A 20,897-nucleotide genomic window follows, 5' to 3' on the forward strand; every position below is an offset into this window, starting at 1 on the left:
CTTGCGCGACGTACCCCGCGTGGTGTGGGCGTTGGCGGCGGGCCGGTTCGTCGGCTCGATGACGGCGTTCCTGATGCTCTTCCTGACCCTCTACCTCACCGGCCCGCGCGGGCTGCCGATCGCGACCGCCGGGCTCGTCGCCGGGGCGTCCGGCCTGGGCCTGCTGGTGGGCAGCTTCACCGGAGGACGGTGGGGCGACCTGTTCGGCCACCGGCGGGTGCTGCTCGGCGCCTCGACCGCGGGCGGGCTGGGCGTGATGGCCGTCCCGCTCCTGCCCGTGTGGGCGCTGGCGTGCGGGCTGCCGGTCTTCTCCTACCTCGCGGCGACGGCGGGTGTCTCGACCGGCGCGCTGGTCGCGCTCGCGGTGCCTCGCGGCGACCGGCGTACGTCGGTGGCGATCGGGAGGGCGGCCTCCAACGCCGGGTTCGTCATCGGGCCTCCGCTCGGTGCCCTCGTCGTCACGCACAGCTACGAGGCGCTGTTCCTGGTCGACGGAGCCCTGACCGTCGTCGTGGCCTGGGTGGTCGCGGCCTTCCTGCCCCGCGACGCCCCGCTCTCGACCACGCCTTCGGGGGCGCCCGGCGTGTGGCAGGCGCTCCGGGCCGACCGGCCGCTGGTCACGCTCCTGGTGGCCGTCGTCCTGGTCGACCTCGTCTACCGGCAGCTCTACACGACCCTGCCCGTCCACCTGCGCGACGAGGGCCAGCCGGTCGCGCTCTACACGGCGCTGGTGGCGACCGGCTCGGCACTGATCCTGCTCCTCGAGGTGCCGGTCGCGATCGCCCTGCGGCGGCGCTCGGCGTACCCCGTCATCGCCGGTGGCTACGCGCTCGTCGGGGTCGGTACGGCGATGTTCGGGCTGCCCGTCACGGTGGTGTCCGCGATGCTCGCGATGGTCGTCCTGACGGCCGGCGAGATCCTCTACAAGACCACCGCGACCGCGCACGTCCTCGACGCGGCGCCGGAGCACCTCGTGGGGCAGTACCAGGGTCTCTACACCGGTGCCGCGACCAGCGGCACGCTGCTCGCCGGCCCGGTCGGCGGCGCCGTCTACGCGGTCGCGCCCGGCGCGCTCTGGCCGCTGTGCGGGCTCGCCTGCGTGCTCGCGGCCGGGCTCGTGCTCAGCTCGCGCCGGCGAAGCCTGGCAGCGACTCGGTGAGGATCTGGCGGAACGGTGCCTCGCACTCGAGCTGGCAGAGCACGCCCAGGCCGGCCAGCCAGGTGCGGTGGATGAGCAGGTAGGACGGGGGCAGGTTGAGCTTGAGGCCGACCAGGTTGACGGGGTCGCGCGGGTCGTTCATGCGGGCGGCCTGGGCGCGCATCCACTCCCGGGAGAACTGGAAGCGCTCGACCTTCGTCGGCTCGACGAACGGCCCCAGGTAGGCGAGCAGCTGCTCGGGGTCGACCTTGATCCGGTCCTTGATGAAGCCCTCGCGCCGTAGCCCCTCGACGAGCTCGTCCTGGTCCTCGTCGGCGGCGACCCGGAGCAGCCGGCCCATCGCCTCCGGGAGGCCGTTCTCGGGCAGTCGCGCGACGGCACCGAAGTCGAGGACTCCCAGCCGTCCGTCAGCCAGCACCCGGTAGTTGCCGGGGTGCGGGTCCGCGTGCAGCATCCCGGTGCGGGCCGGCCCGGAGAAGAGGAACCGGACGAACAGCTCGCCGTAGTGGTCGCGCTCGGCCTGGCTGCCGTCGGCGATGACCGCCGCGAGCGAGGCCGGGCTGTCCAGCCACTCGGTGACCAGCGTCGTGGGTCCGACGTCGACGACGTCGGGCACCACGATGTCGGGGTCGTCGCGGAAGGCCGCCGCGAAGGCGCGCTGCGCATCGGCCTCGAGGTCGTAGTCGAGCTCGTCCTGCGCGCGGGCCTGGAGCTCCTCGATCAGCGGCTTGAGCTCGACGCCCGGCACGAGCGGCCCGATCGTGCGGGCCAGCCGGGAGAGCTGGCGCAGGTCGGATCGCAGCGCCTCGCCGGCGCCGGGGTACTGCACCTTGACGGCCACCTCGCGGTCATCGACCCAGCGACCGCGGTGCACCTGGCCGATCGAGGCGGCGGCGGTCGGGCCGCCGTCGAGCCAGACCAGCCGCTCCTTCCAGTCCGCGCCGAGGTCACGGGCCAGGATCTCGCGCACCGTCGCCGTCGGCATCGGGGGAGCGGCGTCCTGGAGCCGGGTGAGCTGCTCGCGATACGGACCGGCGAGCTCCTCGGGGAACGCCGCCTCCATCACCGACAGCATCTGGCCGAACTTCATGGCTCCGCCCTTGAGCTCGCCCAGGGTGCGGAAGAGCTGCTCGGCGGTGCGCTGCTGGATCTCGCTCATCACGGCGTCGGCGGGCTTGCCGCCGATCCGCTTGCCGAAGCCGATCGCGCTGCGCCCGGCGTACCCGATCGGCAGGGCGGCGAGCCTCGCCGTCCGTGCCACGGCCTTGCGGGGCAGCTCGGTCATGCCTCCAGTCTGACAAACGGCCCCAGCACGGCCGACCTGGTGCGGGCCGGTCTACCGGGAGTCGACAGTGTGGCCTTCTTGCCGGTGACCGTGGGCGCGCCGATCGTCACCGTGACGGGGCCATGGGCCTGCACGGCGCTGCCGTTGGTCACCAACCGAGCAGGGTGGCGGAGTCGGTGCCGCGGGTGTCCGGCTCGTCGGCAGCCGCGGCGAAGGCGGACAGCGCCACGACGAGCTCGTGCCGGCCGGCGATCGGCATCGCCCGCACGATCTCCTCGATCGCCGTACGACGTCGGGAAGTGACCTCCTGTACCAGGCGCCGGCCCGAGGCGCTGGTCTCGATCACCACCTCGCGGCGGTCCTGGTCGTTCTCGCGCCGATCCGCGTAGCCGCCGGCGACGAGGCGGTCGACCGCGCGCAGCGCCGTCGACGGGCCGACCCCCAGACGGCCGGCGAGGTGGTTGAGCCGGGTCGGCCCATGACTCTCCAGTACGACGAGGGTGCGGAACTGGCCGAGCGTGACACGCTCCTCGACGTCGGCGAGAGACCGTGCGGAGACACCGACCAACGCCCGGGACGCGGTGAGGAGGGCGCTCACGAGCAGGTCGACAGCCTCGGCCGGAGCCTCGTCGGGGGTGTTCACGAGATGGTCTCCGTTCTGGTTGCTCGCTGCAATCGTTGCATAATGCAATTCATATGTCCGACGCCCCGCCGACCACCCCGCCGATCCCCACCGCCGACCCGCTGTCCACCCGTGCCCTGCGCACGGCCAGGGGGTGGGATGCCCGACACTGGCTCCGTGAGTCCGACGGCGGTTTGCTCGCACTGGCCCTCCTCGTCGGTGCAGGAGCGGCCGGACTCGCGATCGTCTTCCGGTTGCTCATTCACCTCTTCACCGAGCTGCTCTCCGGTCACGCCGACTACGCCGCCGACCCCGGCGCCGACAACCACTGGGTGCCCTGGCTCGGGCCCTACTTCGTGCTCCTCGCGCCGGTGGCGGCGGGACTCGTCTACGGCCCGCTGGTGCGCTACTTCGCGCCCGAGGCGCGCGGGCACGGCGTACCCGAGGTGATGTACGCCGTCGCTCAGCGCGGCGGTCGGATCCGACCGCAGGTCGCCGGGGTCAAGGCGCTCGCGTCCGCGCTGTGCATCGGCGGCGGAGGCTCGGTGGGCCGTGAAGGACCGATCGTGCAGATTGGCTCGGCCCTCGGCTCGACCCTCGGCGGGGTGGCCAGGCTGTCCGAGGCGCGGCTCCGCGTGCTGGTCGCCTGCGGTGCGGCCGGCGGCATCGCGGCTACGTTCAATGCGCCTCTGGCCGGCGTGTTCTTCGCGATGGAGCTGATCCTCGCCGACTTCGCCGCCCAGTCCTTCGGGATGGTGGTCCTGGCCGCGGTGACCAGCAGCGCCATCGCCCGCGCTGCCCTCGGGGACGAGCCGTTCCTGGCACTCCCCGACTTCGTCCTCGCGCACCGGTGGGAGTTCGTCCTCGTCGCGGTGCTCGGTGCCCTCGCCGGCGTCGTCGGGGTGGCGTTCACCAGGATCCTCTACGCGATCGAGGACCTCTGCGACCGGGTGTGGCGCGGGCCGGAGTGGCTCCGGCCGGCCGTGGGCGGCCTGGCGCTCGGGGCGCTGCTGCTCGCGCTGCCGGAGATGTACGGCGTCGGCTACCCCGTCCTCGGCAACGCGGTCGACGGGCGGTACGCCGTGGGCTTCCTGCTCGTCCTGCTGGTCGGAAAGATGATCGCGACCAGCCTCACCATCGGCATCGGCGGCAGCGGGGGTGTCTTCGCGCCCAGCCTGTTCCTCGGCGCCATGCTCGGCGCCGCCTTCGGTGAGGTGGCCGGCCGGTTCTCCGGCGGCGACGTCTCGCAGGTCGGCACCTATGCCCTGATCGGGATGGGGGCGGTCTTCGCGGGCTCGGCCCGGGCGCCGATCACCGCAGTCGTGATCCTCTTCGAGCTCACGGGCGAGTACTCGATCATCCTGCCGATGATGGTCGCCATCGTGCTGGCGACCGGCGTAAGCCATCGGCTCAGCGCCGACACCATCTACACCCTGAAGCTGCGTCGACGCGGGATCGATCTCGCCCGGCCAGAGCTCATCCGCCCGACCCGTCGGATCGCGGACCTGATGGTGCCCGTGCCCGAGCCTGTCCGCGAGGGCGAGCGGCTCGTCGACGTCGCAGACCGCCTCGCCGCGTCGGGCGCCGGCGTGCTGCCGGTCGTCGACGCCGCCGGCGTGTTCCGGGGGACGGTCACCGCGCGCTCGGCGGCCCAGCAGCTGGCGTCCGGCAGCCACGACGCCGACCCGGTCTCGCTCGTGGCCGGCTGGACGGTGCGGCTGCGATCCGACGAGACCCTGGCGGACGGCCTGGCCGCGTTGGAGCGCAGCGGAGCGGCCGCAGTGCCGGTGCACGGTCCGGTCGGGTCGGACGCCGAGGACGAGGTCGTCGGGTGGCTCACCTACCAGGCCACGCTGGCGGCACCCGCACTCCGTTAGTGACCCGCCTAGCTGGAGGGCATCGGCTTGAACGGGCGGACCTCCTGCGGCCAGCCGCATCCCTCGGCGACCCGGCCGGCCCACATCTTCGCGGTCTCGTCGTCGGGCACGCTGATCACGCAGAAGCCGCCGAGGTACTCCTTGGTCTCGGCGTACGGTCCGTCGGTGATGGTCACGGTGCCGCTGGTGGCGTCGGCGCTGAAGGCCCGGTCGACGTCCTCGTCGAGCCCGCCGCCGAAGACCCACACGCCGGCCGCCTTCATCTCGTCGACCACGGCCATGGAGGTCGGACCGCGCGAGATGAACCACTCCTCGGTGTGGTCGCCGACCCACTGCTGGTTGAAGAAGATGAGGTACTCGGTCATGTCTGCTCCTCGTGCCGGTAGCGGGCCCGGTGCCCGTCTCTACCCGTTCCACGAACGGGTAGAGACGGATACGACATCCGTCAGGCGGGGAACTTCACGCCGGTGTTGGCGTGGCAGCGGTAGCCGAACGGGTTCTTCGCCAGGTACTGCTGGTGGTGGTCCTCCGCGTAGAAGTACGGCGTCTCGCTCGCCGGGCGGATCTCGGTGGTGATGTCACCGAGGCGCCGGCGCTTCAGCTCGTCGCCGTACACCTTCGTCAGCTCGCGGGCGACCTGCTCCTGCTCGGGAGTGGTCCAGTAGATCGCCGAGCGGTACTGCGTGCCGACGTCGTTGCCCTGGCGGAAGCCCTGGGTCGGGTCGTGGACCTCGAAGAAGGTCTTCACCAGGTCGGCGAAGGACACCTTCGACGGGTCGAAGACGATCCGCACGGCCTCGGTGTGGTTGGTGCGGCCGGAGCAGACCTCCTCGTACGACGGGTGCTCGGTCGTGCCGCCGGCGTACCCGACCGACGTCGACCAGACGCCCGGGACCTGCCAGTAGATCTCCTCGGCGCCCCAGAAGCAGCCGAGGCCGAAGAACGCCACCTCGAAGCCCTCGGGGACCTCGTCGGTGACCAGGGGTGCGTCCAGGACGCGGTGCTTCTCGGGCAGCGGGAAGTTGCGCTCGCTGCGGCCGGCCAGGGTCTCGTCGGGGGCGAGCATCTGGGCCTTGCGGGTGAGGAACACGGGTTCTCCTTCTTTCGGAGTGATGATGCACAGTCTGTAACAACGGTGGTCGCCGTGGCGTTCCCGGTTCGGGCGCCCCGGGCGGAGGTCAGGGAGAGACCCAGCCGTCGTCCATGTGCCCCTTGACCAGCACCTCCTGGAAGTCGTGCCAGGTGCCGTCGGTCGGGTCCCCCGGGTCGGTCGGCTCGTCCCAGTGGGTGCCCGGCAGCTCCTGGCGCGTGACCGGGAAGCCGAGGTCGTCCAGGTCGTCCAGCTCGGCGTCCACCCCCGCCTTCGGGTAGGTCTCGTCGTCGGTGTGGAGCAGGTGGAAGATGGGGAACCGCCACGACGCCCGGGCTGCGTCGGCGACCGTGGTGCCGTTGTCGCGGAAGGGCGAGGTGTTCATCGCCAGCACCCCGGCGAACCGCTCGGCGTGCAGGAAGGCCGTCCGGTAGGCCAGGTCGCCGCCGGAGGAGTAGCCGCCCAGGACCACGCGGTGCGGATCGATGTCGAAGTGCGCGCGCAGGCTGTCGACGGTCGCGAGCACCCGATCCGGCCCGGTCGACATCGACCAGCAGCCGCCCTCAGCCCCGTCCGGCACGATCGCGATGTAGTGGTAGCCCCAGTAGTCCGCTGCGCCCCAGATGTCGCCGTGGTCGCCGCCGCAGCCGTGCAGCCAGATCAGCACCCCGTAGGGCTCGTCGCTCCCGTTGTCCGGCACGTAGACCCAGTACGAGCCGGACGCGTCGGTGTAGGGAACCTCGGTCCCGCGTGCCACGTCGAGCGGTGCGCACATCGCGGTGCCGCAGAGCGAGCCGCCGGACGAGCCCGCGACGGTGATGCGGGCGAGGACCCGGCAGTTGTTGCGCTCCGACCGCTCGCGGAGCCGCTGGCCACCGTCCGCGCAGGCGCGCACGGCGTACTTGCCGGGGCGGAGCCTCGCGGTCGACACGTCGACCCGCACGGAAGCCGACCGGCCCGCCGCCAGCCGGCGCACCGCGAGCGACCCCAGCACGACCGCGCGGCCCGACCGCACTGCCGTCAGCCGGACGACCGACCGGTCCGCGGCCCGAGCTTGGGGGCCGCGGAGGTTGACCACCACGACGCGGCCGGTGATCCGGGTCCCGTCCAGCTGCGCCGAGCCTCGCGCGACCACGAGGTCAGGCTGGCGCGCGCCCGCCTGGCCCTGCGCCGGCTGGACCGGCGCCAGGAGCAGCCCGAGGAGGAGGCCCACCGAGAGGGCCAGAGCGCGGCGCACCAGACGAGTGTCCCGCGCTCAGGTCGTCCGGTCCACGTAGAGGTCCAGGTGGCCGCACTCCCCGCAGCGCCACGCCGACGGCCTGGCAGGCGCTGCAACGCGGATCGGTCATGGCCGGAGCGTACGTCGGCGGGGTGGTTTCGAGGCTCGCTCCGCTCGCACCTCAACCACCGCCCACGGTGGTTGAGGTGCGAGGAGCGCCAGCGACGAGCCTCGAAACCACCACTCCCAGGACACCGTCTAGCCTCGGAGGATGAGCGAGCAGCAGCACAGGAACAAGTCTGGTTTCGAGACGCGTGCGATCCACGCGGGGTACGAGCCGGACGCGGCGACGGGGGCGGTCATCCCGCCGATCTACGCGACCAGCACCTACAAGCAGGACGGCGTGGGTGGACTGCGCGGCGGCTACGAGTACAGCCGCTCCGCCAACCCGACCCGCACCGCGCTCGAGGGCAACATCGCGGCGCTGGAGGAGGGCGAGCGCGGCTTCGCGTTCGCCTCCGGGCTGGCCGCCGAGGACACCCTGGTCCGGGCGCTCTGCAAGCCCGGTGACCACGTGGTGATCCCGGACGACGCGTACGGCGGCACCTTCCGCCTCTTCGACAAGGTCGAGAAGGTGTGGGGGCTCGAGCACAGCCCGGCGCCGGTCTCCGACCTCGAGAAGGTCGCCGCCGCGGTCCGCCCCGGCGAGACGCGGCTGGTCTGGGTCGAGACGCCGACCAACCCGCTGCTCAACATCGGTGACATCGAGGCCCTCGCGGCGATCGCCCACGACGCCGGCGCCCTGCTGGTCGTCGACAACACCTTCGCCTCGCCGTACCTCCAGCAGCCGCTGACCCTCGGTGCCGACGTCGTCGTGCACTCGACGACCAAGTACTGCGGCGGCCACTCCGACGTCGTCGGCGGCGCGATCGTCGTCAAGGACCTCGACCTCGCCGAGAAGGTCACCTTCCACCAGAACGCCATGGGCGCCGTCGCCGGCCCGTTCGACTCGTGGCTGACCCTGCGCGGGCTCAAGACCCTGGCGCTGCGGATGGACCGGCACTGCGACAACGCCGAGCGCGTCGTCGACTTCCTGACCAGCCACCCGAAGGTCGGCGAGGTCATCTACCCCGGGCTCGAGACGCACCCCGGCCACGAGGTCGCCCAGCGCCAGATGAAGAGGTACGGCGGGATGGTGTCGTTCCGCGTCACCGGCGGCGAGCAGCACGCCCTCCAGGTGTGCGAGCGCACCGAGGTCTTCACGCTCGGTGAGTCCCTCGGCGGCGTCGAGTCGCTCATCGAGCACCCCGGTCGGATGACGCACGCGAGCGTCGCGGGCACCGACCTCGAGGTCCCGGCGGACCTGGTCCGGCTCAGCGTCGGGATCGAGACCGCCGAGGACCTGGTCGCGGACCTCGAGCGTGCGCTGGACTGACGTCGCTATGGGTACGTTGTCGCCGTGAGCAACGACGCTGACGGGCCCGCCGAGGTGCCCCACGAGCCCGTCACCCCGCGGCGCCGGCTGCCCGCCATCGCCCGCCGGCACCGTCCGCCGACGGAGGCCGAGGAGCGGGAGGAGCGGGAGGAGCGCCTCGCGGCGCGGCTCGCGCACCAGTTCACCCAGCTCCGCGACGAGCGGCAGGCAGCGCTCGACATGCCGGCGGTCCCGGGCGGCGCGGCGGCGACCGGACGCGCCGGTGTCCCGTGGGGCGTCGACCTGGCCGCGGCCTGGGCGTGGCGCTTCCTGGTCATCGTCGCCGCGGCCGCCGTCATCTTCACGGGGATCGGCTTCCTGTCGGTCGTCGTGCTCCCGGTCGTGATCGCCCTGCTGATCACCGCGTTGGTCATCCCGATCGTCGACCTGCTGGTCCGCATCGGCGTGCCGCGCGGCCTCGCGGCACTGGCCGTCGTGATCTCGGGGATCGCGCTGGTGGGGCTGCTGCTGACCCTGGCCGGCCAGCAGATCGCGACCGGCGCCACCGACCTGGCCGACCAGACGGTCGCCGGCCTGGACGAGATCAAGGACTGGCTGAAGAACGGGCCGCTGCACGCCAGCGACTCCCAGATCAACGACTACATCGACCGCGCGCAGGACGCCATCACCGAGCAGTCCCAGGGCGGCGAGGTGGTCGGCCGGATCACCGAGGTCAGCACCGCGGTCGGGCACGTCTTCGCCGGGTTCTTCATCGTGCTGTTCTCGACCTACTTCTTCCTCGCCGACGGCGAGCGGATCTGGGCCTGGCTGGTGCGCCTGTCGCCGCGCGCGGCCCGCGGCCACGTGGACAGCTCGGGACGGGTCGCCTGGATCTCGCTGACCCAGTTCGTGCGGGCCACCGTGATCGTCGCCCTGACCGACGCCATCGGGATCGCGGTCGGCGCGGCCGTCCTCGGGGTGCCGTTCGTGCTGGCGATCGGTGTCCTGGTCTTCCTCGGCGCGTTCGTGCCGCTGGTCGGTGCGACCGTCGCCGGCGCGGTCGCCGTGCTCGTCGCCCTGGTCGCCAACGGTCCGATCACCGCGCTGCTGATGCTCGCGGTGATCATCGGGGTGCAGCAGCTGGAGGCGCACGTGCTGCAGCCGTTCCTGATGGGCCGCTGGGTCTCCGTGCACCCGCTCGCGGTGATCCTCGCGATCGCCGCCGGTGTGCTGATCGCGGGGGTCGCCGGAGCGCTGGTCGCGGTTCCGATCGCGGCTGCCGTCAACGCCGTGGTCCAACACCTGGCGGCGTACACGAGTCCGGGCGACGACCCCGTGGAGGAGCTCGCGGAGGACTACGAGGAGACGGGGGAGACGGTCGAGGTGGAGGATGAGTGACGTGCCCCAGACAGTCCCGAGCGTGAGCCTCGCCGACATCGAGGCGGCGCGCGAGCTGCTCGCGGGCGTCGCGATCGTGACACCGATGGAGGAGTCCCGCTGGCTGTCCGCGCTGGCGGGCGGGCCGGTGTCGCTCAAGTGCGAGAACCTCCAGCGCACCGGGTCGTTCAAGGCTCGCGGCGCCTACACCCGGATCTCACGGCTCTCCGAGGACGAGCGCGCGCACGGCGTGGTCGCGGCCTCCGCCGGCAACCACGCCCAGGGTGTCGCGCTCGCCGCGCAGCTGCTCGGCATCAGGTCGACCGTCTTCATGCCCGAGGGTGCGCCGATCCCTAAGGAGAAGGCGACCCGCGCGTACGGCGCCGACGTGGTCTTCCACGGCCGCTACCTCGAGGACGCGCTGGTGGAGGCGCACGCCTTCGCCCGCGACACCGGGGCGGTCCTCATCCACCCCTTCGACCACGTCGACATCGTCGCCGGGCAGGGCACGGCCGGCCTGGAGATCCTCGACCAGGCCCCCGACGTCGAGACCGTGCTGGTGCCGACCGGTGGCGGTGGGCTCCTCGCGGGCATCGCGATCGCGATCAAGGCGCTGCGTCCGGGCGTGAAGGTCATCGGGGTGCAGGCCGAGGGTGCCGCGGCGTACCCGGGCTCGCTCGAGGAGGGCTGCCCGGTGCCGCTGCCGTCGATGAGCACGATGGCCGACGGCATCGCGGTCGGCCGGCCGGGGGACATCACGTTCGCCGCCGTGCGCGACCACGTCGACGAGATCATCACCGTCTCCGAGGACGCCCTGGCCCGCGCGGTGCTCGCCACGCTCGAGCGGGCCAAGATGGTCGTCGAGCCGGCCGGGGCGGCGGCCGTCGCGGCCCTGCTCGAGAACCCGACGGCCTTCACCACGCCCGCGGTCGCCGTGCTCTCCGGCGGCAACATCGACCCGCTGCTGCTCGGCAAGGTGATCCGGCACGGCATGGCCGCCGCCGGTCGCTACCTCAACCTCCGGGTCTGCATCCCGGACACGCCGGGCGGGCTGGCGCACCTGCTCGCCGAGATCAGCGCCGCCGGCGCCAACGTGCTCGAGGTCGCCCACGAGCGGATCTCGCCGACGCTGCACGTCGACGAGGTGGAGGTGCGCCTGCAGCTCGAGACCCGCGGTGAGCCGCACGCCCAGCAGGTGCTCGCCCGCCTGGACGAGCACGGCTACCGCGTCTTCGAGTAGATGCCGACCCGGCGCCAGTTTGCAGACGTCCCTGCAAACTGGCGCCGGGTCGCGTGCAAACTGGCGCCGGGTCGGCGGGGTGGGGTCACCCCGTGAAGGGCACCGCGTCCACGATGACGACCTGGAGCTCCTTGCCGTTCGGCGCCTCGTAGGTGACGGTGTCGCCCTTCGAGGAGCCGAGGATGGCGGAGCCGAGCGGCGACTGCGGCGAGTAGACCTTGAGGCCGCCGGCGGCGTCCTCCATCTCGCGGGCGCCGAGCAGGAACGTCTCGGCGTCGTCGTCGGAGTCGCCGACGAACTTGTAGGTGACCTTCATGCCGGGCTCGACGACGCCGTCGTCGGCCGGGGTCTCGCCGACCTCGGCGCGCAGCAGCATGTCCTCGAGCTGGCGGATCCGGCCCTCGAGCTTGCCCTGCTCCTCGCGGGCGGCGTGGTAGCCGCCGTTCTCCTTGAGGTCGCCCTCGTCGCGAGCGGCGCTGATGCGGGCGATGATCTCCTGGCGGACGGGACCCTTGAGGTCCTCGAGCTCCTGGGTGAGCTTGTCGTACGCGTCCTGGGTGAGCCAGATCTTGCCGTGCGCCTGTGCCTGCGTCATGGGGTAACTCCTGCTTTGCTTCGAGGTACGGCGGAGTCGATCCGCCGTATCGTCGGTGGGTGCCCCGCACGAGATGCCGGTAAACGACAGGTGCGCTGATCGGGGTATGGGCGATCGCGCCGGGCCGTCCTCGACGGCCCTGCGGGGAGCGTCAGACCGGGAAGTCTAACAACAGGTGGGTCAGCGGGGGCGGTTCTGGCCGGGGGCGGTGCACCCCAGGAGCTCGACCGACGTGGCCATCCGCTCGGTGCGCACGGTCTGGTCGCTCCGGCCGTCGGTGGGCGCGAAGACCAGCTCGCCGACCACGGTGTGGTCCTCGGCGTACGCCCGCAGCGTGCAGCTCGCGGCGACCCCCTCGCGCAGCCGGACCTCGACGGTCGCCGCCGCGTGGTGCTGGTCGACGATGTCGTAGCCGACCAGGTCGGAGCGCACGTCCGGGGTGGACTGGTCCCAGATCGTCCAGCCCAGCCAACCCAGGAACGCGGCGATGACGACCACGCACGCCGCGACCAACGTACGGCGCCGCCAGGGTGCCGGCGCGCCGTACCGGTCGGCGAGGTCGGTCGGCTGGCTCACCCCGGAATCCTCCCATCTACGATTGCCACGTGACCCAGCAGCCCCGCGCCGGCCTCCGGCTCATGCACGTGCACGCCCACCCCGACGACGAGTCGAGCAAGGGCGCCGCCAGCACCGCCATGTACGTAGCCCAAGGTGTCGACGTCCACGTCGCGACCTGCACCGGCGGCGAGCGCGGCTCGATCCTCAACCCCAAGATGGACCGTCCCGAGATCCTCGAGAACATCACCGAGATCCGGCGCCAGGAGATGGAGCGGGCCCGCGACATCCTCGGCATCCGTCAGGACTGGCTCGGCTTCGTCGACTCCGGCTGGCCCGAGGGCGACCCCAAGCCCCCGCTGCCCGAGGGCTGCTTCGCGCTGGTGCCGATCGAGGAGGCCGCGGCGCCGCTGGTCAAGCTGATCCGCGAGTTCCGGCCGCACGTCCTGACGACGTACGACGAGCGCGGCGGCTACCCGCACCCCGACCACATCAAGTGCCACGAGATCAGCGTCTACGCCTTCGAGGCGGCCGCCGACCCGGAGCGCTACCCCGAGCTCGGGGAGCCGTGGCAGGTGCTCAAGCTCTACTACCACCACTCGTTCAACAAGGCCCGGATCCAGGCGATCCACGACGCGATGGTCGCCCACGGCCTGGAGTCGCCCTGGGAGGAGCGGCTCAAGGAGTGGAAGGACGAGCCCGAGTGGGAGGCCCGGGTGACCACCCGGGTGCCGTGCTCGGACTACTTCGGGGTCCGCGACCAGGCGCTGCTGGCCCACGCGACCCAGATCGACCCCGACGGGTTCTGGTTCGCCATCCCGCGCGAGATCCAGGTCGACACCTGGCCGACCGAGGACTTCGAGCTGGTGAAGAGCTTCGTGGACTCCGCGACCCCGGAGGACGACCTCTTCGCGGGCATCGTCGACCCCCAGGCCGTGGTGATCGACTGAGCGCCGTCGCGAGCGGCGCGATGGGCGTGCGATGACAAGGCGCCGGAGCGATGGCATACCCGATCGTCTTTCGAGCGACGGAAACGCTGTCAGCGTGCGTCCAGCGCGTCGCGTAGCAGGTGCTGAGTCGGTCGCCGCGGCCTGGTGAGAGACTGTCGTCATGCAGGTGCTGACCGTCCTTCCGCAGGTCCTCTCGTTCGTCGACGACGTGCCGGAGGCCAACGACGTCAAGGCCGGCTGGGTGGCGTTCGCGATCTTCATCGGCCTGATCCTGGCCGTCGCGTTCCTGGGCTGGAGCCTGGTCAAGCAGCTGCGCAAGGTGGACGCCGCCGAGGAGGCCGGGCTCTACGACCCGTCCGACCGCAAGCCGGTCCCGATGCCCGAGCAGACGCCGGCCACGGCGCGCACGGAGCAGGACCCCGCCGACACGGTCTGAGGTCCTACGATGCCTCCATGGCGGGAGTGGGGGCAGCGCCGGGACCTCGGGGACGGCCGCCGAGCATGGCCGACGTGGCCGCCCTGGCGGGCGTGTCGCACCAGACGGTGTCGCGGGTCCTCAACGACGCCTCCCTGGTGAAGGAGGCGACCCGGGCCCGGGTCCTCGACGCCATCCACGAGCTCGGCTACCGCCGCAACTCCGCGGCCCGCTCGCTCGCGACCAACCGGTCCGGCCGGATCGGGATGATCTCGGCGCACCTCGCCCTGCACGGGCCGAGCATGATCGCGGTCGCGGTCCAGGAGGCCGGCCACGACGCGGGCTACGACGTCTCGCTCGTCGGCGTCTCGGACTTCGCGCCCGAGTCGCTCCAGGGCGCGGTCGACCGGTTGCTCGACGAGGCGGTCGAGGCCCTCGTCGTCGCCGTCGCGCACCGCGACTCGATGGAGCGTGCGCTCTCGCTCGACCTCCCGGTCCCGATGGTGCTCGTCCAGGGGGTCAGCGCCGGGCAGGCCCTGGCCGCCGGCATCGACCAGGTGGCGGGGGCCCGACTGGCCACCGAGCACCTGCTCGACCTCGGCCACCGGCACGTCGCCCACGTCACCGGCCCGCTCGAGTGGGTCGAGGCCGGCCAGCGCCGGGCCGGCTGGCACGACGCCCACGAGCGGCGCCAGCTGCTCCCCGGTCCCGAGCTGGCCGGCGACTGGTCGGCGGGCAGCGGCTACCGCGCCGGGCAGCGGATCGCCGAGGACCCGGAGGTCACCGCGGTCTTCGTCGCCAACGACGGCATGGCCCTCGGCGTCCTCAAGGCCCTGCACGAGCACGGTCGGGCGGTGCCCGGTGACATCAGCGTCGTCGGCTTCGACGACGTGCCCGAGGCGGCGTACTTCTGGCCCGGGCTGACCACCGTCAGCCAGGCCTTCTCCGAGCTCGGCCGCAGCGCCGTCGAGCTGGTCCTGCGGGCGCTCGGCGGGGAGTCCGGACCGGCGACCCGGCTGCTCGAGCCGACCCTCGTCGCGCGCGGCTCGACGGGACCGCCGTCGAGCCGCTGATGTTAACGTTCACATCATGACGCAGGGGCCGCCCGGACGCCGTTTCGACCACCTTCCGGACGGCCGCGAGGTCCGTCTGCTGAGCATCGGATCGGCCCCCGGGCCGGTCGTGGAGGTGCTCACCCTGGGCGCCACCGTGCACCGTCTGGAGGTGGCCGGGGGTGACGGCCGGCGCCGCAACGTCGTGCTCGGGCACGCGGACGTGGCCGAGCGGCTCGCGAGCTCCGACTACGTCGGCGGCACGATCGGTCGCTACGCCAACCGGATCGCCGGCGGCCGGTTCGTGCTCGACGGCCGCGAGGTCGTCGTCGGCGTCCACGACCGTGGGAACAGCCTGCACGGCGGGCCCGACGGCTTCGACCGACGGCTCTGGGACGTGGTGGAGCACGGACCCGACGAGGTGGCGCTCGGCCTGGTGAGCCCGGACGGCGACCAGGGCTTCCCGGGCGAGGTCTCGGTGCTGGTGCGCTACCGGGTCGACGGCGACGCCGTACGCGTCGACATGGAGGCGACGACCGACGCGCCCACCGTGCTGAACCTGACCAACCACGCCTACTTCAACCTCGACGGCGAGGGTGCGGGCACGGTCGACGACCACCTGCTGATGGTCGCGGCCGACGAGTTCACCCCGGTCGACGCGACCGGCATCCCGCTCGGTGAGCACGCGCCGGTCGCGGGCACGCCGTTCGACCTCCGCGTGCCGGCGCCGATCGGTCCGGCCGTGCGCGCCGAGCACCCGCAGGTCGTCGATGCCCGGGGGATCGACCACAACTACGTCGTGCGTGGGGAGGAGCTGCGCACGCACGCGGTGCTGGAATCTCTGCGGTCCGGCGTGCGGCTCGAGCTGCGCTCGGACCAGCCGGGGCTGCAGGTCTACACCGGCAACAACCTCGACGGTACCCGGCGCTCGACCCACGGCGGGCGCTACCGCCAGGGCGACGGGATCGCGCTCGAGCCGCAGCTCTTCCCCGACTCGCCGCACCGACCGGCGTGGCCGTCGGCCCGGCTCGACCCGGGCGAGACCTACCGGGCGCGCCTCGAGTGGGACTTCGCGGCGTTGGATCGTTCCGATTCCGCCGCCGCGAAGTGAGCGTTCACATTTCTCGGTCGCAATCTGGTCGCAGGGGTTGACGGCCAGGAATGTTAGCGCTCACACTCATGCCTCAGTGACACCGGTCACAGGGTGGAGAGCCCGACGATCTGGAGGAAAACCAGTGCTGAAGAAGACCCTGATCGCGGCGAGCGCGATCTCCTTGAGCGCGTTCGCGTTCACTGCGTGTGGCAGCGATTCCGCCGGCGGCGACGCCACGGCCTCGGACGACGGCAGCATCACGATGGGCTTCGCCCAGGTCGGCGCCGAGAGCGGCTGGCGCACCGCCAACACCACGTCGATCCAGGACTCCGCCAAGGAGGCCGGCATCGACCTGAAGTTCACCGACGCCCAGGGCAAGCAGGAGAACCAGATCCAGGCGATCCGCTCCTACATCCAGCAGAAGGTCGACGTGATCGCCTTCAGCCCGGTCGTCGAGACCGGCTGGGACGCCGTGCTCAACGAGGCCAAGGCGGCCGGCATCCCGGTGATCCTGACCGACCGGGCCGTCGACTCCAAGGACACCTCGCTCTACAAGACCTTCCTCGGCTCCGACTTCGTCGTGGAGGGCCAGAAGGCCGGCCAGTGGGTCGTCGACAACGCCGACGAGGCCGACACCGACGGCGACGGCAAGATCAACGTCGTCCAGCTCGAGGGCACCACGGGCGCGGCGCCCGCGATCGACCGTGGCGAGGGCTTCGCGGACTCCATCTCGGCCGACCCGTCCATCAAGGTCGTCGCCTCGCAGACCGGTGACTTCACCCGTGACGGCGGCAAGCAGGTGATGGAGTCCTTCCTGCAGTCCGGCGACCACATCGACGTGCTGTTCGCGCAGAACGACGACATGGGCCTGGGTGCCATCGAGGCGATCGAGGCCGCCGGCCTGACGCCCGGCAAGGACATCAAGATCATCACCGTGGACGCGGTCCACGACGGGATGCAGGCGCTGTCCGACGGCAAGATCAACTTCATCGTCGAGTGCAGCCCGCTGCTCGGGCCGCAGCTGATGGATCTGGCCAAGAAGGTCCTGGACGGCGAGGAGGTCGAGCCGCGGATCCTCACCGAGGAGACGACGTTCGACCAGGCGCAGGCCACCGAGGCCCTGCCCGACCGTCAGTACTGATCCACCGATCCGCCACGACGTCGTACGACGACGCACCGTCGCCGAGCCATCGGGCCCGTCCGGTCACCTCCGGGCGGGCTCGATGACTCAGCGGGGCCGCCCCGACCGGGTGGACCATGCAGCATGGAGAGGAACGAGATGACCCAGATGGACCTCGAGTCGTCCGAGTCGGGCACCCGGGTGCCGGCCGACCGGGCACCGGTGATCGAGATGCGCGACATCTCCATCACGTTCGGCCGCGTGCGCGCGCTGGACGAGGTCTCGCTGCGGCTCTACCCCGGTGAGGTGCACGCCCTGATGGGCGAGAACGGCGCCGGGAAGTCGACGCTGATCAAGGCGCTCACCGGCGTCTACAGCATCGACGCCGGCACCGTGCTCGTCGGCGGCGACGAGCACGCCTTCACCTCGCCCGCGGCCGCGCAGGCCGCCGGCATCAGCACGGTCTACCAGGAGGTCAACCTCCTGCCGAACCTCACGGTGGCCGAGAACATGCTGCTCGGCCGCGAGCCGCGGCGCTTCGGCTCGATCAACGTGAGAGCGATGAACCGACGGGCCCGTGAGCGGCTCGAGAGCCTCGGCATCGACATCGACCCCACCTCGGACCTCGGCGAGCACCCGATCGCCATCCAGCAGCTGGTCGCGATCGCCCGCGCCGTCGACGTCGAGGCGCGGGTCCTGATCCTCGACGAGCCGACCTCCAGCCTGGACGCCGACGAGGTCGCGAAGCTCTTCGAGGTGATGCGACGGCTGCGCGACCAGGGCGTCGCGATCGTCTTCGTCTCCCACTTCCTCGACCAGGTCTACGAGATCGCCGACCGGATGACCATCCTTCGGAACGGCGCGCTGGTCGAGGAGCGGATGGTCGCCGAGACCACCCAGCTCCAGCTGGTGAAGCTGATGATCGGCCGGGAGCTCGAGGCCCTCGAGCGGCTCGACCGCGAGGTCAGCGCCACGACCGCCGACGAGTCCGGCACGCCGGTGCTGAAGGCCGTCGGCATCGGTCGCAAGGGGTCGCTCGAGGCGACCGACCTCGAGGTCTACGAGGGCGAGGTGATCGGCCTGGCCGGCCTGCTGGGCTCCGGCCGCACCGAGCTCGCCCGGCTCCTCTTCGGTGCGGACACCGCGGACACCGGCGAGGTGGCGATCGGGTCGTCGCGCCGCAAGCTGCGCAGCCCCCGGCACGCCATCGACCGCAACGTGGCGTTCTCCAGCGAGGACCGCAAGGCCGAGGGGATCGTCGGCGACCTCACCGTCGCCGACAACATGCTGCTCGCGCTCCAGGCCTCGCGAGGTTGGCTGCGGCCGATCCCGCAGGCGACCCGGAACCAGCTCGTGGAGCAGTACATGGCGGCGCTCGACATCCGGCCCGCCGACCCGACCGCCCTGATGCGCAACCTCTCCGGTGGCAACCAGCAGAAGGTGCTCCTGGCCCGCTGGCTGATCACCCAGCCCGACGTGCTGATCCTCGACGAGCCCACGCGCGGCATCGACATCGGTGCGAAGGCGCAGATCCAGGCGAAGGTCGCCGAGCTCGCGGCACAGGGCATGGCGGTGGTCTTCATCTCCGCCGAGCTCGAGGAGGTGCTCCGCCTGAGCGACCGCCTCGTCGTGATGCGGGACCGCCGCAAGATCGACGAACGACCCAACCGCGACGTCAGCGTCAGCGACGTCCTCGAGATCATCGCGGGCGAGGCCCGCTCCGAGCAGGAGGAGGGCGACCGTGCCTGAGACCGCGACCCTCACCCAGCGCGTGCTGCGCCACCCGCTCCTGTGGCCGGTGCTGGCGCTGCTCGTCCTGCTGCTGATCAACGTGCTCGTGAAGCCGAACTTCTTCGACATCCGGATGCAGGACGGGCACCTCTACGGCAACCTCGTCGACATCGTGCGCAACAGCGCGCCGGTGCTCCTCGTCGCCCTCGGCATGACCCTAGTGATCGCGACCCGCGGCATCGACCTGTCCGTCGGTGCGATCGCGGCCATCTCCGCCGCGGTCGCCTGCACGCGGATCGTCGGTGCGGGGGACGAGGGTGCGCTGACGACCGCGGTGCTCGCGTGCACCTACGCGCTCGCCGTCTGCATCGTGCTCGGCGCCTGGAACGGCTTCCTGGTCTCGGTCGTCGGCATCCAGCCGATCATCGCCACCCTGATCCTGATGGTCGCGGGCCGCGGCATCTCGATGGCCATCACCGACGGCCAGATCACCACGGTCCGCAACGGCTGGTTCAGCGACCTCGCCTCCGGCTACGTGCTGACGGTGCCGCTGGCCTTCATCATCGCGCTCGGCGTCTTCGCCCTCACGGCGCTGCTCACCCGTCGTACGGCGCTGGGCATGCTCATCGAGGCCGTCGGCATCAACCCCGAGGCCAGCCGCCTCGCCGGCGTCCGCTCGCGCACGATCATCTGGACCGTCTACGCGTTCTCCGGTCTGTGCGCCGGCATCGCGGGCCTGGTCATCGCGGCCAACACCAACTCCGTCAACGCCAACAGCCTCGGCCTCTGGATCGAGCTGGACGCGATCCTCGCCGTGGTCATCGGCGGTACGTCGCTCGCCGGTGGCCGGTTCTCGCTCACCGGAACCCTCGTCGGCGCGCTCTTCATCGCGACCCTGGCCCGCACGATCCCGAACATCGGGATCCCCTCGGAGCTCAACTACCTCTTCAAGGCCGTCGTCGTGATCGCCGTCTGCCTGCTCCAGTCCCCGAAGGTCCGCGCCCTCTTCCGGGTCCATCGTCGCGGCCCGTCCGTGCCCGCCCTCGCGAAGGGAGCAGCGTGATGAGCGCCGCCACCGCCAGTCCCGCCGTCTCGCTCTGGGACCGCGTCAAGGGCTACTCGCCGCCGTCCCGCTTCCTGCCGGTCATCGCGACCCTGGCGCTCTTCGTGGGTCTGTTCGCGCTCGGCGGCGTCCGCTACGAGGGATTCTCCGACCCGCAGGTGCTGCTCAGCCTGCTCATCGACAACGCGTTCCTGATCGTGCTCGCCGTCGGCATGACGTTCGTGATCCTCACCGGCGGCATCGACCTCTCGGTCGGGTCGGTCGTGGCGCTGTCGACGATGATCGCCGCGAAGACGCTGGAGATGGGCTGGTCGCCATACCTCTCGATGGCCGCGGTGCTCGCGACCGGCACGCTGCTGGGCCTGCTGATGGGGCTGCTGGTCCACTACTTCGACATCCAGCCGTTCATCGCCACCCTGGCCGGGTTGTTCCTGGCCCGCGGGCTCACCTACCTGATCAGCGTCGAGTCGATCTCGATCAGCGACCCCACCTTCACCAAGCTGGCGTTCAAGACCGTCACGTTCGGCGACTACTACCTGCGGTGGACGGCGATCATCGCGCTGGCGACGGTGGCGATCGCGGCGTACGTGCTCGCCCGGACCCGCTTCGGTCGCACCGTCTACGCGATCGGCGGCAACGAGAGCTCCGCGATGCTGATGGGCCTGCGGGTGGCCTTCACGAAGGTCGGCGTCTACGTCATCAGCGGCTTCTGCGCCTCGCTCGGCGGCCTGCTCTTCTCGTTCTACATCCTGTCCGGCAACAGCCTGCACGCGATCGGCACCGAGCTCGACGCCATCGCCGCGGTGGTCATCGGCGGCACGCTGCTCACCGGTGGTCGCGGGTACGTCGTGGGCTCGCTGCTCGGCGTCCTCGTGCTCGGCCTGATCCGGGTGCTCATCTCCTTCGACGGCACGCTCAGCTCCTACTGGATCCGGATCATCACCGGCGCCCTGCTGCTGGTGTTCGTGGTCGTCCAGCGGTTCGCCACGCGGCGGCAGCCGTGACCGAGACCGCCCCACGACCACCGGCCGAGAGGACGC

20 protein-coding genes are annotated in these 20,897 nt (G+C 71.6%); 13 read left to right on the forward strand and 7 right to left on the reverse strand.

All coding sequences use genetic code 11. The annotated features are described in order from the left end of the window. Position 1: 1 nt before the first annotated feature. Positions 2-1,159 carry an MFS transporter gene (locus tag ACFPYL_RS16635; protein ID WP_379156579.1) on the forward strand — a complete coding sequence of 386 codons (1,158 nt, stop codon included), beginning with the start codon at positions 2-4 and terminating at the stop codon, positions 1,157-1,159. Here ACFPYL_RS16635 and ACFPYL_RS16640 read toward each other — a convergent pair. Both ACFPYL_RS16640 and ACFPYL_RS16645 read right to left on the reverse strand, forming a co-directional pair. After that, positions 1,122-2,444: an ABC1 kinase family protein gene (locus tag ACFPYL_RS16640; RefSeq protein ID WP_379156582.1), complete on the reverse strand. Its 1,323-nt coding sequence runs from the start codon at positions 2,442-2,444 to the stop codon at positions 1,122-1,124. The two genes, ACFPYL_RS16635 and ACFPYL_RS16640, sit on opposite strands and share 38 nt — an antisense overlap. Positions 2,445-2,592: 148 nt before the next feature. Then, complete coding sequence (locus ACFPYL_RS16645; protein WP_379156585.1) at positions 2,593-3,087, reverse strand: MarR family winged helix-turn-helix transcriptional regulator; 495 nt, start codon at positions 3,085-3,087, stop codon at positions 2,593-2,595. Between the two features lie 53 nt (positions 3,088-3,140). Between ACFPYL_RS16645 and ACFPYL_RS16650 the strand changes: the two genes are divergently transcribed. Further along, positions 3,141-4,943 carry a chloride channel protein gene (locus ACFPYL_RS16650; RefSeq protein ID WP_379156588.1) on the forward strand — a complete coding sequence of 601 codons (1,803 nt, stop codon included), beginning with the start codon at positions 3,141-3,143 and terminating at the stop codon, positions 4,941-4,943. A gap of 8 nt (positions 4,944-4,951) precedes the next feature. Here ACFPYL_RS16650 and ACFPYL_RS16655 read toward each other — a convergent pair whose 3' ends face one another. The 3 genes from ACFPYL_RS16655 to ACFPYL_RS16665 form a co-directional block, all read right to left on the reverse strand. After that, positions 4,952-5,308: a YciI family protein gene (locus ACFPYL_RS16655; protein WP_379156591.1), complete on the reverse strand. Its 357-nt coding sequence runs from the start codon at positions 5,306-5,308 to the stop codon at positions 4,952-4,954. 80 nt (positions 5,309-5,388) lie between these two features. After that, positions 5,389-6,033, reverse strand: a complete 645-nt coding sequence (gene msrA / locus ACFPYL_RS16660) for a peptide-methionine (S)-S-oxide reductase MsrA (protein WP_379156594.1) — start codon at positions 6,031-6,033, stop codon at positions 5,389-5,391. A gap of 88 nt (positions 6,034-6,121) precedes the next feature. Further along, positions 6,122-7,270: a CARDB domain-containing protein gene (locus tag ACFPYL_RS16665; RefSeq protein ID WP_379156597.1), complete on the reverse strand. Its 1,149-nt coding sequence runs from the start codon at positions 7,268-7,270 to the stop codon at positions 6,122-6,124. 253 nt (positions 7,271-7,523) lie between these two features. Between ACFPYL_RS16665 and ACFPYL_RS16670 the strand changes: the two genes are divergently transcribed. The 3 genes from ACFPYL_RS16670 to ilvA are packed head-to-tail and all read left to right on the forward strand — an operon-like array spanning position 7,524 to position 11,283. Continuing rightward, positions 7,524-8,687, forward strand: a complete 1,164-nt coding sequence (locus ACFPYL_RS16670; RefSeq protein ID WP_379156600.1) for a cystathionine gamma-synthase — start codon at positions 7,524-7,526, stop codon at positions 8,685-8,687. A 24-nt stretch (positions 8,688-8,711) separates the two neighbouring features. Then, positions 8,712-10,064: an AI-2E family transporter gene (locus tag ACFPYL_RS16675; RefSeq protein ID WP_379156603.1), complete on the forward strand. Its 1,353-nt coding sequence runs from the start codon at positions 8,712-8,714 to the stop codon at positions 10,062-10,064. 1 nt (position 10,065) lies between these two features. Further along, the gene (ilvA, locus tag ACFPYL_RS16680) at positions 10,066-11,283 is read left to right on the forward strand and encodes a threonine ammonia-lyase (RefSeq protein WP_379156606.1); all 1,218 of its coding nucleotides are present in this window, start codon (positions 10,066-10,068) and stop codon (positions 11,281-11,283) included. Positions 11,284-11,368: 85 nt separating this feature from the next. On the opposite strand, the gene greA is transcribed toward ilvA, so the two are convergent. Further along, positions 11,369-11,878, reverse strand: coding sequence for a transcription elongation factor GreA (greA, locus tag ACFPYL_RS16685; RefSeq protein WP_379156609.1), 510 nt, complete (start codon positions 11,876-11,878; stop codon positions 11,369-11,371). A 180-nt stretch (positions 11,879-12,058) separates the two neighbouring features. After that, positions 12,059-12,454 carry a DUF4307 domain-containing protein gene (locus ACFPYL_RS16690; protein WP_379156612.1) on the reverse strand — a complete coding sequence of 132 codons (396 nt, stop codon included), beginning with the start codon at positions 12,452-12,454 and terminating at the stop codon, positions 12,059-12,061. A gap of 29 nt (positions 12,455-12,483) precedes the next feature. Here ACFPYL_RS16690 and mca point away from each other — a divergent pair, with 29 nt between their 5' ends. The 8 genes from mca (at position 12,484) to yjfF (ending at position 20,861) form a co-directional block, all read left to right on the forward strand. After that, entirely contained in the window at positions 12,484-13,383 is a 900-nt protein-coding gene (mca, locus tag ACFPYL_RS16695; RefSeq protein WP_379156615.1) for a mycothiol conjugate amidase Mca, read from the forward strand. 160 nt (positions 13,384-13,543) lie between these two features. Beyond that, positions 13,544-13,819, forward strand: a complete 276-nt coding sequence (locus ACFPYL_RS16700) for a hypothetical protein (RefSeq protein WP_379156618.1) — start codon at positions 13,544-13,546, stop codon at positions 13,817-13,819. A 74-nt stretch (positions 13,820-13,893) separates the two neighbouring features. After that, entirely contained in the window at positions 13,894-14,871 is a 978-nt protein-coding gene (locus tag ACFPYL_RS16705; RefSeq protein ID WP_379156621.1) for a LacI family DNA-binding transcriptional regulator, read from the forward strand. A 16-nt stretch (positions 14,872-14,887) separates the two neighbouring features. After that, positions 14,888-15,961: an aldose epimerase family protein gene (locus ACFPYL_RS16710; RefSeq protein ID WP_379156624.1), complete on the forward strand. Its 1,074-nt coding sequence runs from the start codon at positions 14,888-14,890 to the stop codon at positions 15,959-15,961. Positions 15,962-16,085: 124 nt separating this feature from the next. Next, positions 16,086-17,084, forward strand: a complete 999-nt coding sequence (locus ACFPYL_RS16715; RefSeq protein WP_379156627.1) for an ABC transporter substrate-binding protein — start codon at positions 16,086-16,088, stop codon at positions 17,082-17,084. A gap of 123 nt (positions 17,085-17,207) precedes the next feature. Beyond that, positions 17,208-18,812, forward strand: a complete 1,605-nt coding sequence (locus ACFPYL_RS16720) for a sugar ABC transporter ATP-binding protein (protein ID WP_379156630.1) — start codon at positions 17,208-17,210, stop codon at positions 18,810-18,812. Continuing rightward, entirely contained in the window at positions 18,805-19,857 is a 1,053-nt protein-coding gene (locus ACFPYL_RS16725; protein ID WP_379156633.1) for an ABC transporter permease, read from the forward strand. The genes ACFPYL_RS16720 and ACFPYL_RS16725 overlap by 8 nt, the downstream gene beginning before the upstream one ends. Next, the gene (yjfF, locus tag ACFPYL_RS16730) at positions 19,857-20,861 is read left to right on the forward strand and encodes a galactofuranose ABC transporter, permease protein YjfF (protein ID WP_379156636.1); all 1,005 of its coding nucleotides are present in this window, start codon (positions 19,857-19,859) and stop codon (positions 20,859-20,861) included. The genes ACFPYL_RS16725 and yjfF overlap by 1 nt, the downstream gene beginning before the upstream one ends. Positions 20,862-20,897 lie beyond the last annotated feature (36 nt).

Origin of the sequence: Nocardioides hankookensis, from assembly GCF_042658885.1 — a bacterium.
Classification (GTDB): domain Bacteria; phylum Actinomycetota; class Actinomycetes; order Propionibacteriales; family Nocardioidaceae; genus Nocardioides; species Nocardioides hankookensis.